The organism is Rothia nasimurium, from assembly GCF_014217215.1.
Taxonomy (GTDB): Bacteria; Actinomycetota; Actinomycetes; order Actinomycetales; family Micrococcaceae; genus Rothia; species Rothia avistercoris.
Window position 1 is genome coordinate 776,652 of sequence record NZ_CP056080.1, and the last position, 12,737, is coordinate 789,388.

General features: G+C 59.9%; 9 protein-coding genes. 7 read left to right on the forward strand and 2 right to left on the reverse strand.

Features of this window, described 5'->3' with window-relative positions; all coding sequences use genetic code 11:
- Positions 1 to 2,004 carry a S9 family peptidase gene (locus tag HWU94_RS03720; RefSeq protein ID WP_185174359.1) on the forward strand — a complete coding sequence of 668 codons (2,004 nt, stop codon included), beginning with the start codon at positions 1 to 3 and terminating at the stop codon, positions 2,002 to 2,004.
- 6 nt (positions 2,005 to 2,010) lie between these two features.
- On the opposite strand, the gene HWU94_RS03725 is transcribed toward HWU94_RS03720, so the two are convergent.
- Positions 2,011 to 2,445, reverse strand: coding sequence for a hypothetical protein (locus HWU94_RS03725; protein ID WP_185174360.1), 435 nt, complete (start codon positions 2,443 to 2,445; stop codon positions 2,011 to 2,013).
- A gap of 34 nt (positions 2,446 to 2,479) precedes the next feature.
- On the opposite strand from HWU94_RS03725, the gene HWU94_RS03730 reads away from it, so the two are divergent.
- On the forward strand, positions 2,480 to 3,157 hold the full coding sequence (locus tag HWU94_RS03730; protein WP_185174361.1) for a pyroglutamyl-peptidase I: 678 nt from the start codon (positions 2,480 to 2,482) through the stop codon (positions 3,155 to 3,157).
- A 196-nt stretch (positions 3,158 to 3,353) separates the two neighbouring features.
- On the opposite strand, the gene pgi is transcribed toward HWU94_RS03730, so the two are convergent.
- Complete coding sequence (gene pgi, locus HWU94_RS03735; RefSeq protein ID WP_185174362.1) at positions 3,354 to 5,033, reverse strand: glucose-6-phosphate isomerase; 1,680 nt, start codon at positions 5,031 to 5,033, stop codon at positions 3,354 to 3,356.
- Positions 5,034 to 5,333: 300 nt separating this feature from the next.
- Between pgi and HWU94_RS03740 the strand changes: the two genes are divergently transcribed.
- From HWU94_RS03740 to dapC, 5 genes are all read left to right on the forward strand, one after another.
- On the forward strand, positions 5,334 to 7,280 hold the full coding sequence (locus tag HWU94_RS03740) for a BCCT family transporter (protein WP_244956016.1): 1,947 nt from the start codon (positions 5,334 to 5,336) through the stop codon (positions 7,278 to 7,280).
- A gap of 277 nt (positions 7,281 to 7,557) precedes the next feature.
- The gene (gene typA / locus HWU94_RS03745) at positions 7,558 to 9,471 is read left to right on the forward strand and encodes a translational GTPase TypA (RefSeq protein ID WP_185174363.1); all 1,914 of its coding nucleotides are present in this window, start codon (positions 7,558 to 7,560) and stop codon (positions 9,469 to 9,471) included.
- Between the two features lie 198 nt (positions 9,472 to 9,669).
- A complete protein-coding gene (locus HWU94_RS03750) occupies positions 9,670 to 10,968 on the forward strand; it encodes a PIG-L family deacetylase (RefSeq protein ID WP_185174364.1) in 1,299 nt (432 codons plus the stop codon).
- Positions 10,969 to 11,089: 121 nt separating this feature from the next.
- Positions 11,090 to 11,413: a ferredoxin gene (fdxA, locus tag HWU94_RS03755; RefSeq protein ID WP_135013646.1), complete on the forward strand. Its 324-nt coding sequence runs from the start codon at positions 11,090 to 11,092 to the stop codon at positions 11,411 to 11,413.
- Between the two features lie 164 nt (positions 11,414 to 11,577).
- On the forward strand, positions 11,578 to 12,708 hold the full coding sequence (gene dapC / locus HWU94_RS03760; RefSeq protein ID WP_185174365.1) for a succinyldiaminopimelate transaminase: 1,131 nt from the start codon (positions 11,578 to 11,580) through the stop codon (positions 12,706 to 12,708).
- Positions 12,709 to 12,737: the final 29 nt, after the last annotated feature.

The following is a 12,737-nucleotide window of genomic DNA, read 5'->3' on the forward strand; positions in this document are numbered from 1 at the left end:
ATGACTGATACCACACTCCAAGAAAAAGACCAGCAGAAAAATGCTGCCTACCTCAAGCAGCTCATTGAACACCCCCGCATGGTCGGGCTGGCAGCGGGGCGCACTGGCGCGCCCGTGCTCACTGTCAACACCCTGAACAAGGACGGCGCAAAGTGGCGCCCCCGCCTCTGGGCCCTTCCCACAGGGCAGGAGGGCAAGCCCTACCCGCTGACGGCACCAGAGTCGGGCGCCTCCGTCCTTACCGTTACAGATGAGGGGCACATCTACCTGACCCTGGGCAAGGACGTTGACGAAGCCGACTCCAAGAGCCTCAAAGGCGTTTACCGCCTACCTGAGCACGGCGAACCCGAACTCATTTTCACCCACCCCGGCGGCGTGGACGCCCTCGCGGTACGCCAGCGCGATGAAACCACCCGCTACATCTACAGCGCCAAAGCCCACCGGGGCAGCCTCGAAGAGCAGGCCAAGACCCTCGACGAACGCGAGAAAACCGCCACCTCCGGTGTGCTCTACACCGAATTCCCCACCCGCTTCTGGGACCACGACTTAGGCACCGGCGTCCGCGCCCTCTATGTTAAGGACGGGGACGGTGAACCCCGCCGTATCGCCCTACCCGGCGACCGCGCAGAACTTGCCGGCTTCGAAGTCTGCCCCACCGGCGACCGCGTCGCTATCACCCTGCATACCAAGGCCCGCGGCATCCACCAGCGCTACAGCACCTGGTTGCTTGATCTCAACGGCGAGAAAGAACCCCAGCTGCTGGCCGAAGCGACCGAAACTCATGACTACTCAGCCGGTGCTTTTACCCCGGACGGCAGCGGCCTGGCTATCACCGAGGTGCGCCGCTGGTTGCCCGGCCAGTCCATCAAGGTCAACGCCAGCCACTACAGCTTCGAGACCGGCCAGCTGACCGAGCTCTCCCGCGACGTCGACCGCTGGGCGGGTGATATCGTATGGATTGATAGCACCCGCTACGCCTTCGTCACCGACCACCTGGGGGCTACCGCCATCTTCACCGGCAGCCTCGGCGGTGCTACCCGCGTACTGGTTGAGGACGGCGCCAGCCACTTTTCAGCCCTGGCCTATAACGAAGGGGCCCTCATTGCCCTGCGCGATGCCCACCAGCACTCGGCCTACCCCGTCCGTATCGATATTGAAACCGGCGACGTAACCCGCCTGGCTTCGCCGATCGAAGAGCTGCGCGCTCCGGGCCGCTTCGAGCGCCTGAGCTCCACCGCAGCTGACGGCACCGAGTTCACCTCCTTCCTTGCCCTGCCCGAAAAGGAGGCTGACGACCCCCTGCCCCTGCTCGTCTTTGCGCACGGCGGCCCCTGGGGGTCCTGGAACTCCTGGACCTACCGCTGGAACCCCTGGGCCTTCACCGAAGCTGGCTACGCCGTGCTCATGCCCGACCCCGCGATTTCCACCGGCTACGGCCAGCACATGCTCGACCGAGGCGGCGACGACCTGGGGGGCACTCCCTACACCGATATTATGCAGGTGGTCGAAGAGACTGCCGCCCGCGACGATATCCAGGGCGATAACGTGGCCTTCTCAGGCGGCTCCTACGGCGGGTTTATGACCAACTGGGTGGCAGGACGCGCGGGCACCCGCTTTAAGTGCTACGTCACCCACGCCTCAATCTGGGACTACAACACCATGTACTACCTTTCAGATAACGGTGCCTGGCACGAATGGAAGGTCGAGTTCGGGGGAGAGGGTGATAGCATCTCGCCGCGTCATCGTGCCGCCGATATCGCGGCTCCTATGCTGGTGATTCACGGCGACAAGGACTACCGCGTGCCCATCGGTCAGGCCCACCACCTCTGGGCTGACCTACAGCGCCACTCCCCGGAGCTAGGGCACAAGTACCTCTACTTCCCCGATGAAGGGCACTGGATCCTGAAACCTGGCAACTCCCGCCTCTGGTACCAGGTCTTCACAGCCTGGTTAAATCAGCACCTCCTGGGCCAAGAGTTCAAGGCTCCTGAGATTCTGGGATAGAGAGTTCTAAAAGTCAGCCTTGCCTGTTGCCATGTTCCGCCGTCTTCTGATGAGGGAGACGGCGGGGCCAATATTAACCACAATCCATAGAGGGTTTGTTATCACAAGCAGCATAAATACTGTGCGTAACAGTGAAGAGGCGTTTTCTGGCAGGGTGAGATAGTTGAGCCAAATAGTGGCACCAAAATATAGCACGGTACCTGCTGCTAGATAGAGCAGTGCCCACCAGAATTCGCTGGCAGATGCTTGCCCTTTAGCATTCCAGTAGTGTCGATAAAAAAGGCGTACAGCGCCTGCAAAGCCTACGTTCTGAGCAACCGCTGGGGCGCGGCGTTCGTCCGGGTATGCTTCATCGTCGAAGCCGTCTAGGTTAAGAGCCTCGGGAGTATCTTCCAGGGGCTCTTCGTGGTGGATATAGCGAGTAGGCTTGTGCTCAGACATACCTCTAACAATACCTAAACTGCAGGAGCCGACGATGACCACCCTTCTGCTCACCTATTTTGGCCCCTTTGAAGGGGTACCTATCAATCCCAGCCAGGCGGTAGCATTTGGGGCGCAGGAAGCTCTGGCGATCTCGTCTCCACATCTCACTGTTGAGGTGCATGAACTACCAGTGGAGTTCACCGAATCAAGCCGGGTGCTGGGCGAGCTCTTAGAGCGCATTAAGCCTGAGCTAGCTATAAGTCTTGGCGTTGCGGCTGGCCGCGATAAGGTCAGCCTGGAACGCGTTGGTATCAATCTCGACTCTGCTCGTATTCCAGATAATTCCGGTACCCAGATTATCGACCAGCCCATCCGTGGCGATGGCCCCGATGCCTACTTCTCTACCCTGCCTACTCGAGTAATTTTTGAGCAGTTAGCTGCCCAGCAACTGCCCGTAGAGCTGTCGTACACCGCCGGAACTTTTGTGTGTAACCATGTTTTTTACGAGCTTATGCACGCAACCAAAGGGGTAATACCGGCGGGCTTCGTCCATATTCCCCTCACACACGTAGAAGCCGGTGGGGGAGCGGACGCCGCACCCGAGCGTCCGTCTGTCACGGCAAGTGTGGACGCTGGGGGAGTCGAAAGAGGAAGCCTGCCTACCCTGCCTGAGTCCCAGGTCATCAGAATTATTGAGCAGGCCGTACTTACCACGCTTGCCCAGCTTTAACGCAAGGACCCCGGTAACTGACGAAGTTACCGGGGTTATGCTTAGTAGGCTTTGCGTACCCAATCGAAAGCAGCATGTCTCAGCTAACGTAGGGCGCCCCTGCAGCCGACTGGCTGGGGCTGGCATGAATTGGGCGAGCCCTCCAGGGCGAGACCAAGAAGGTTAGTCGGCCAAGGGGCGCCCTGCGGTAGCTAAATTACTTACGCTGGTCCAGGTAGTAGCCAATCAGGCCCTGGGTTGAGGAATCCTGCTGAGCCAGAACCTCACGGTCGCCGCCCACGGCGGGGGCCAGCTGCAGGGCGAGCTGCTTGCCGAGCTCAACACCCCACTGGTCGAAGGAGTCGATGCCCCAGACAATACCCTGAACGAAGGTGATGTGTTCGTAGAGGGCGATGAGCTGGCCCAGGACGGCGGGGGTCAGCTGAGAGGCCATGATGGAGGTGGTGGGGCGGTTGCCTGAGAAGACGCGGGCCGGAACGATTTCTTCGGCGGTGCCCTCGGCGCGGACCTCATCGGCGGTCTTGCCGAATGCCAGGGCCTTGGTCTGGGCGAAGAAGTTGGCTAGGAAGAGCTCGTGGATGTCCTGCTCGCCGTCGCGGGTTGCGTGAACCGGGTTGGCGAAGGCGATGAAGTCGGCGGGAATCAGTCGGGTGCCCTGGTGGATCAGCTGGTAGAAGGCGTGCTGGCCGTTGGTGCCGGGCTCGCCCCAGAAGACTTCACCGGTGGCGGTGGTGACGGGTTTGCCGTCCGCGCGCACGGACTTGCCGTTGGATTCCATGGTCAGCTGCTGCAGGTAGGCGGGGAAGCGGTGCAGGTACTGGTCGTAGGGGAGGACGGCGTGGGTTTCGGCGCCCAGGAAGTTGACGTTCCAGATGTTCAGCAGACCCATCAGGGCGGGGACATTTTCAGCCAGGGGTGCGGTGCGGAAGTGCTCGTCCATGGCGTGGAAGCCGGCCAGGAACTGCTCGAAGACCTCGGGGCCGAGCACAATAGCCAGGGGGGTGCCGATGGCGGAGTCGACGGAGTAGCGTCCGCCTACCCAGTTCCAGAACCCGAAAGCGTTCTCGGGGTCGATGCCGAATGCCTTGACCTTTTCCAGAGCGGTGGAGACGGCGACGAAGTGGGCGGCGACGGCGTCCTTTTCGTCCTTGCCGTCCAGGGCGCCGGCCTCGCGCAGAGAGGTTAGCAGCCACTCGCGGCAGACGCGGGCGTTGGTGAGGGTTTCGAGGGTGCCGAAGGTCTTGGAGGCGACGATGAAAAGGGTGGTCTCGGGATCTAGGTCCTTGACGGTCTCGGCGGCGTCGGTGGGGTCGATGTTGGAGATGAAGCGGGCGGTCAGGCCGGGCTGGGCGTAGGGCTTCAGGGCCTCGTAGACCATGACGGGGCCCAGGTCTGAGCCGCCGATGCCGATGTTGACAACGGTTTCGATGCGCTTGCCAGTAATGCCTACCCACTCGCCGGAGCGGACGCGGTCGGCAAAGTCGTAAATCTTGGCGAGGACCTCGTGGACGTCGGCGTCGACGTCCTGGCCATCAACGACGAGAGCGGGGGTGGCGCCCTTGGGGCGGCGCAGGGCGGTGTGCAGGACGGCGCGGTCTTCGGTGACGTTGATGCGCTCACCGGCGAACATAGCGTCACGGCGCTCTTCGAGGTTCACTTCGTTGGCCAGCTGGGTTAGCAGGGCCAGGGTCTCTTCGGTGATGAGGTTCTTGGAGAGGTCAACGTAGAGGTCGGCGGCGGTGAAGCTCAGCTTTTCGGCGCGGGCAGGGTCGGCTTCGAACCAGGCGCGTAGGTCGGCGGTGGTCTTCTGCTGGTGCTCGGTCAGGGCTGCCCAGGCTTTGGTCTGGACGGGATCGGTGATGGCGGGGAGAGACATATGTGCTCTGCCTTCCTGTCGATTTGGGTGTTCTTGCCTCTATTTTATGTTGGTTTGGTAGTTTTTGACCCCGCTGGCGGGTGTGGTTTTTTGTGGTTTTATAGGCAATTAAGCAGACCAAGAAGATGCCTACTTATTATCAGTGGTGTTATTATTGAAGTGGAATAGGCATCTCTAGCCCCTTCCTGAACCACGCTGTGCGAGCTCCTCGCTCTTATAGGTGTGGGTGCGGACGCGGCATACGGGGTGCTTTTGCATGTCAACTAGGTCGAAACGTAAGAAGATATAAAGGACACTTTCATGGCTACCACCCAGCAAACTCCGCCCAGCTCGGGCCCCGACCTGCGGAAGGGGGATATCGACGCGGCCGCTAAGGAAAACATGCGTGAAGGTTCCCTGGCGCCCAAGGTTTTTATTCCCGCAGCCGTTATCATGGCTGCCTTTATCGGCATCACCCTGGCCTTCCCCCACCGCACCAAAGAAATCTTCGATGCCCTGCAGGCAGACGTTATTAACTACTTCGGTTGGTACTACGTCGCTATCGTTGCTTTCTTCGTCATCTTCGCCCTCTACCTGGGCTTCTCCCGCATGGGCGACGTTAAGCTAGGCGATGACGACGACGAACCCGCCTACCCTTTCACTACCTGGTTCGCCTTCCTCTTTGCTGCCGGTATGGGCATCGGCCTGGTCTTCTACGGGGCAACCGAACCCCTCATGCACTACGTTGACCCCCGCCCCGGCGTGGGTGACGGCACCAAGGAAGAAATTGCTCAGGCTGCGATGAGCCAGTCCTTCCTGCACTGGGGTCTGCACCCCTGGGCTATCTACGTCATCGTGGGCCTTGCCATTGCCTATGCAACCCACCGCCTCAAGCTGCCTCTCTCTATCCGCTACTCCCTCAAGCCCCTGCTGGGCGACCGCGTAAAAGGTGGAGCAGGTGACGTCATCGACGTTGTCGCCCTGGTTGGCACCCTCTTCGGTGTAGCGACCTCTCTTGGCCTCGGTGTAATGCAGATTGCTGCGGGCCTGGGCTACATGAACATCCCGGCCGAGGGTAACGGCTGGCTGGTGGGCATCATCGTGGTGCTCATGGGTATCACCCTCTTCTCCGTGGTCACCGGTCTAGAAAAGGGTATGAAGTGGCTCTCGAACGGCAACCTCATGCTGGCCGCTATCGTCTGCCTCTTCGTGCTGGTGGTTGGCCCCACCCTCTTCCTCTTCCGTAACTTCATCGGGTCCATCGGTAACTACCTGCAAAACGTCGTTGCCATGACCTTTGAGACCCTGGCCCTCTACGGTGTTGACGGTGAACAGTTCCAGGCTGCCTGGACCACCTTCTACTGGGGCTGGTGGATTTCCTGGTCGCCCTTCGTCGGCATGTTCATCGCCCGAGTTTCCAAGGGCCGTTCCGTGCGCGAATTCGTGATCGGTGTGCTGCTGGTACCCGCTCTGACCTCCTTCTTCTGGTTCTCCGTACTCGGTGGCACTGCCCTGCACCAGGAACTCTTTGGCACCGGCACTAGCTTGGTGGGCGAAGACGGTAGCGTCTCTGCGGAGAATGCCCTCTTCCAGATGTTCCACAATCTGCCCGGTGGCGTCATTCTGACTGCCGGTGCGGTACTGCTGATTACCGTCTTCTTCGTGACCTCGGCAGACTCCGGCGCTCTGGTACTGGGCATGCTTTCCACTAACGGGTCACCTGAACCCAAAACCTGGATTCGTGTCTTCTGGGTGCTGGTTGCAGCTGCAACCGCGATCTCCCTGGTTGTCATCGGTGGTAGCGAATCGCTGTCAGCGATTCAAACCGTCGCAATTCTGACGGCCCTGCCTTTCTCAATAGTGATCGTGCTGATGTGTATCTCCCTCTACAAGGCCCTGAGCGTTGAGCACCGTCTCTTCGTCCGCGCCCAGCGTCGTAATGCTCGCCATGAGATTGAAGCCTCACTGGCTGAGCAGATTGACGACCGCGTCAACGAGCTGGTTGCCGAAGGCGTCGAAGAGCGCGTCACCGCAGCAGTGGGGGAGCACCTTGACGAACACCTGGACGGCCAGCTCGAAGCGGCCCTGGAAGAAGCCGTGGATAAGGCGGTTGAAGCTAAGGTCGAAGAGGCCGTAGAAAAGGCTGTTGACGAAGTAGCTCTCCAGGTCGACGCAAATACTGCCGCAATCGAACAGATCCGTGCGGTGACTGGATCTATTCCGGTAGTCAAACCCCAGGATGTAAAGCAGACACCCTGGAATAAATAGGAAATGAACTGCCTTTAGGGAGGCGGACGCTCTCGGCGCCGACTGGCTGGGGCTGGCATGAATTGCCAGTGAGCGCCAGCGAACCGGCAAGAAGGTTAGTCGGCAAGAGAGCGTCCGCCTCCCTTATTCATTTCTAATGTGTCCCAGAAGATAGCGGCTAGTTTAGGTGCCGCCGGTATAATCAAACCGAAAGCCCTCTGCGCTGGTGCCGAAAATTCGACAGGTAAGCCGCGCACCGGCGTCCTTATCCCCAACATGTAAGCGAGATACTTTCCGCATGTCTGAAACTCAGAACACCGCTTCACGGAGCGACCTTCGCAACGTGGCAATCGTGGCTCACGTTGACCACGGCAAGACCACCATCGTTGATGCGATGCTCAAGCAGACCAACGCCTTCTCCGCCCACGCTGACGTGGAAGACCGCGTCATGGACTCCGGTGACCTTGAAAAGGAAAAGGGCATCACCATTTTGGCTAAGAACACCACCGTGTTCTACTCCGGCCCTGCAGCCAAGGGCGAAGAAATTACCATCAACGTTATTGATACTCCCGGTCACGCTGACTTCGGCGGTGAGGTTGAGCGCGGCCTGTCCATGGTTGATGGTGTTGTGCTGCTGGTGGACGCTTCAGAGGGACCCCTGCCCCAGACCCGTTTTGTGCTGCGTAAGGCCCTAGCTGCTAAGCTGCCCGTTATTCTGGTTGTTAATAAGGTTGACCGCCCCGACGCCCGTATTGACGAAGTTGTTGGCGAGTCTATGGACCTGCTTCTGGGGCTGGCGAGCGACCTGGCTGATGAGGTTCCCGATCTCGATATCGATGCTCTGCTGAATGTCCCCGTCGTCTACGCTTCCGGTAAGGCAGGTGCTGCGTCATTGAACCAGCCCGCTGACGGCGCCCTGCCCGATAACGATGACCTGGAGCCCCTCTTCGAGACCATCCTGGAACATGTTCCTGCCCCCACCTACGACCCCAATGAGGTGCTGCAGGCTCACGTGACCAACCTTGACTCCTCACCCTTCCTGGGCCGCCTGGCTCTGCTGCGTATCTTCAATGGCACCCTGAAGAAGGGCCAGACCGTTGCCTGGGTACGTCAGGATGGCGAAACCAAGAATGTTCGTATCTCTGAGCTACTGGCTACCAAGGCACTGGAACGTGTTCCCGCTGAGTCCGCTGGCCCCGGTGAAATTGTCGCTGTTGCCGGTATCGAAGACATCACCATTGGTGAAACCCTCACCGACCCCGAGAACCCCAAGCCCCTGCCCCTGATCAAGGTCGATGACCCTGCGATTTCCGTTACCATCGGTATCAACACCTCACCGTTGGCCGGTAAGGTCAAGGGCGCTAAGGTTACCGCCCGCCAGGTGAAGGACCGCCTCGATAAGGAGCTCATCGGTAACGTCTCCCTCAAGGTTTTGCCCACCGAGCGTCCGGACGCCTGGGAGGTCCAGGGGCGTGGCGAACTCGCTCTGGCGATTCTTGTTGAGCAGATGCGCCGTGAAGGCTTTGAGCTGACCGTGGGCAAGCCCCAGGTTGTTACTAAGACCATCGACGGCAAGGTTCATGAGCCCATGGAGCACATGATTATCGACGTGCCCGAAGAATTCCTGGGTGCCGTCACCCAGCTCATGGCAGCTCGTAAGGGCCGCATGGAAAACATGGCCAACAATGGTACCGGCTGGGTCCGCATGGAATTCGCCGTGCCAGCCCGCGGCCTGATTGGCTTCCGCACCAAGTTCCTCACCGAGACCCGCGGTGCCGGTATTTCATCGTCCTACTCCACCGGCTACGAGCCCTGGGCAGGCGACATCGACTACCGCTCCAACGGCTCTATGATTTCTGACCGCGCCGGCGTCGTTACCCCCTACGCTATTATCGGTCTGCAGGAACGTGGCACCATCTTCGTCGAACCCACCTCAGAGGTTTACGAGGGCATGATCATCGGCGAGAACTCACGCGCCGACGACATGGAAGTTAACATCACCCGCGAAAAGAAGCTGACCAACATGCGCTCAGCTTCAGCAGATAACTTCGAAAACATGACTCCCCCCAAGAAGCTCACCCTCGAAGAGTCCCTGGAATGGGCCCGCGAGGACGAGTGCGTGGAAGTCACACCCGAAGCTATTCGTATTCGCAAGGTTATCCTTGACTCCAATGAGCGCGTGCGCGAAGCACGCCGTCGCGCCCGCGCCTAAGGGTACAAAGGGATAGATGCTCTCAGGGCCGTGGTCCGTTCTCCTGAACAGGGGAGCGGGCCACGGCCCTACTGATAACCACAGGGATAAGAGCGAGATGACCTAAGCACATCGTTAAAACAGCAAACCCAGCTAGAGCTCAGTAAGTAAAGCTAAAATTGCTAGGAACCAAACAGCACCCAGCAGAAAACCGTCACCATGGAACTCGACGCCCAGCCTCATTACCCGGTCGCCGGTGAAGTCATCACCGACACCGCTACTTTTAGCCTGATTCCCGAAGGCATCAAGCCCAAAGACACCACCGTTCTTTTCGTGCACGCCCACCCCGACGATGAAGCCTCATCGACCGGTGCCACCATCGGCGCTCTTACCGACGCCGGCGTCACTGTACACTTGCTCACCATGACCCGTGGTGAAATGGGTGAAGTCATTGACCCTGCCCTGCGTCATCTCGAAGCGACCCACCCCGCTAACACCGACCGGGGCCATGCCCTGGGTGAGTACCGCACCGGGGAACTCAAAGCCTCCCTCAAAGCCCTCGGCATCCGCCGCCACCTCTACCTGGGCGAGGGGGCGAGTTACCTGCCCGGCGAGCGCACCAGCTACCGTGATTCGGGTATGACGTGGGGGTCGGACGGACGCGCTATCGCTAACCCCGCCGCAGCCGATGACTGCCTTACGCGTCTGCCCCTCAAGCCCCAGGCAGACGCCATCGCCAGCGCTATCCGTGAAATCAGGCCGGACGTTGTCGTCACCTACGACGCGGACGGCGGCTACGGGCACCCCGACCACAAACGAACCTACGAAGCTACCTTGGCGGCCGTCCGCTCCCTAGAGGGAACCCCCTCGGCTCCCATCGCTCTATGGGGCATCGAAGGCGACCCCAATCGTCAAGATACCCGGCAGCAGGCTGTCATTATGGGCAGTATCGACCATAAGCGCGAGGCCATGCGTGCCCATGCTACCCAAATTACTATCACCAGCGAGACCACCTTCGAGTACTCAAACGGGGTCTCCCAGCCCATCAACCCTACCGAAACCTACCGCCTGCTCTGGGGCACAGCCCAGTCGGGAACCCCAGCCGCCGCGTCTCCGGAAGAAAGCGTTGAAGCCCCCGGCCCTATCAACTCAGCCATTTCCGCAATCGCCCTCGGGCTGATTGCAAGTTTTGCCGGAACCATGTACCACGCCCATATCTGGTACCCCACTAGTGCGCTCTGGGTACCCTGGGGTGCTGCCCTGGGCATCCTGACCGTATACTTCGCTTCAACCTGGGTTGCCATTCACACCGAAAAGAACTGGGCAGCAGCCCTGCTCGGTGCCACGGCCTTTATCCTCATCGGCATCTTTGCATTTGCCAAAGGTACCTCAATGCTGGTCTATATCAACCCCATCAACCCGATCGGCACCGCTGGAACTATCTGGGCTCTCGGATCCCTTGTTGCCTCAACCCTGGGAATTATGAGCGCCACTAAATACCGCCGCAATAAAACTTAACCCGGCTCAGCAGGCTATCTCATCCATCACAAAAATCTGCCCCTACACCGGTGACCAGATACACTAGAGCACAGTTACCCAACACACCACGCACCGGTGCGTCACCACCAGAAAGGCACCCATGACCTACATCATCGCCCAGCCCTGCGTCGATGTAAAAGATCGCGCCTGCGTCGAAGAATGCCCTGTCGACTGCATCTACGAAGGCGAACGCTCCCTCTACATTCACCCCGATGAATGCGTCGACTGCGGTGCTTGTGAGCCGGTTTGCCCCGTAGAAGCTATCTACTACGAAGACGACGTCCCCGAAGAATGGGAAGACTACACCGCCGCTAACGCCGACTTCTTCGACGATCTTGGCTCACCCGGTGGTGCCGCCCGCCTGGGCGTCATCGCTAAGGACGCCCCCATGATTGCGGCCCTGCCCCCGCAGAACCAGGACTAAACAAACATCAGTCAGCACAAGCAAGTTTGAGACGCTTGTGCTGACTTTTTTATGAGCACCTACACTAGAAATAAACGTGGTGCTTCATGCAACTACCTAGGGGTGGGGCAGCGCCGCGCCGCGCCCCCACCGTACCTGAACATATTCACAAGAGAAAGCAGACCATGCGCGAATTTGGCCTCGACCTGCCCGACTATCCCTGGGACACTATGGCCCCCTACCGGGCTACCGCTGAAGCCCACCCCGAGGGGCTCATTAACCTTTCTATTGGAACCCCGGTTGACCCTACCCCCTCAGTTATCCGTGATGCCCTGGCCGGTGCTACCGATGCCCACGGCTACCCCACGACCCACGGTACTCTCACCCTGCGTCAGGCTATCGTTGACTGGTTCGACCGCCGCCGCGGCGTTCCCGGGCTGTCTACCGACCAGGTCATGCCCACTATCGGCTCGAAGGAGCTTGTTGCCTGGCTTCCCTTCCTGCTGGGCCTGGGGGAGGGGGACGTGGTCGTCCGCCCCACCGTTGCCTACCCTACCTACGACATCGGTGCCCAGCTCGCCGGCGCAACCCCCGTGGCAGCTGACTCCCTGGATGAGCTCGATGAGGCGACCCGTGCCCGCGTCCGCCTGGTATGGATTAACTCGCCGGCCAACCCCACCGGCATCGTGCGCGATGTGGATGAGCTGAAAAAGATAGTGGAGGACGCCCGTGCCCTGGGTGCCGTGGTTGCCTCCGATGAGTGCTACGCAGAACTGGGCTGGGGAGAATGGGACTCTGCTCGCGGTGGTAAGTCTGTGCCCTCCGTGCTTGACCCCCGTGTCTGTGGCGAAAGCCAGGATCTGGTGCTGGCAGCCTACTCTCTTTCCAAGCAGTCCAACTTTGCTGGCTACCGCGGCGCTTTTATCGCGGGAGACGAGACGATTATGGCCAACCTGGTCAACTCTCGTAAGCACGCGGGCATGATTGTGCCCGCTCCCGTACAGGTCGCCATGACCGCAGCGCTCTCCGATGACGCTCACGTTGAGGCCCAGAAAGACCTCTACCGGGCCCGCCGCGAAACCCTACTGCCGGCCCTGGAACGCTTCGGGCTAACCGTTGAACACTCCGAGGCCGGTCTCTACCTGTGGGCTACAGCAGGTGAAGATACCTGGGCTACCGTCCAGCGCTTTGCAGACAAGGGTATCGTGATTGGCCCCGGTGTTTTCTACGGAACCGCAGGTGAGGGGTACGTACGTATCGCTCTGACCGGTTCAGATAACGACATTTCCCGTGCCGCTGCCCGACTGTCAGAGTAAAGCAAAGCTGTTAATGTCAAATAAGCTCA

Coding starts and splice junctions, on each gene's coding strand:
- HWU94_RS03720 (WP_185174359.1), top strand. CDS start 1: ATGACTGATACCACACTCCAAGAAAAAGACCAGCAGAAAAATGCTGCC.
- HWU94_RS03725 (WP_185174360.1), bottom strand. CDS start 2,445: ATGTCTGAGCACAAGCCTACTCGCTATATCCACCACGAAGAGCCCCTG.
- HWU94_RS03730 (WP_185174361.1), top strand. CDS start 2,480: ATGACCACCCTTCTGCTCACCTATTTTGGCCCCTTTGAAGGGGTACCT.
- pgi (WP_185174362.1), bottom strand. CDS start 5,033: ATGTCTCTCCCCGCCATCACCGATCCCGTCCAGACCAAAGCCTGGGCA.
- HWU94_RS03740 (WP_244956016.1), top strand. CDS start 5,334: ATGGCTACCACCCAGCAAACTCCGCCCAGCTCGGGCCCCGACCTGCGG.
- typA (WP_185174363.1), top strand. CDS start 7,558: ATGTCTGAAACTCAGAACACCGCTTCACGGAGCGACCTTCGCAACGTG.
- HWU94_RS03750 (WP_185174364.1), top strand. CDS start 9,670: ATGGAACTCGACGCCCAGCCTCATTACCCGGTCGCCGGTGAAGTCATC.
- fdxA (WP_135013646.1), top strand. CDS start 11,090: ATGACCTACATCATCGCCCAGCCCTGCGTCGATGTAAAAGATCGCGCC.
- dapC (WP_185174365.1), top strand. CDS start 11,578: ATGCGCGAATTTGGCCTCGACCTGCCCGACTATCCCTGGGACACTATG.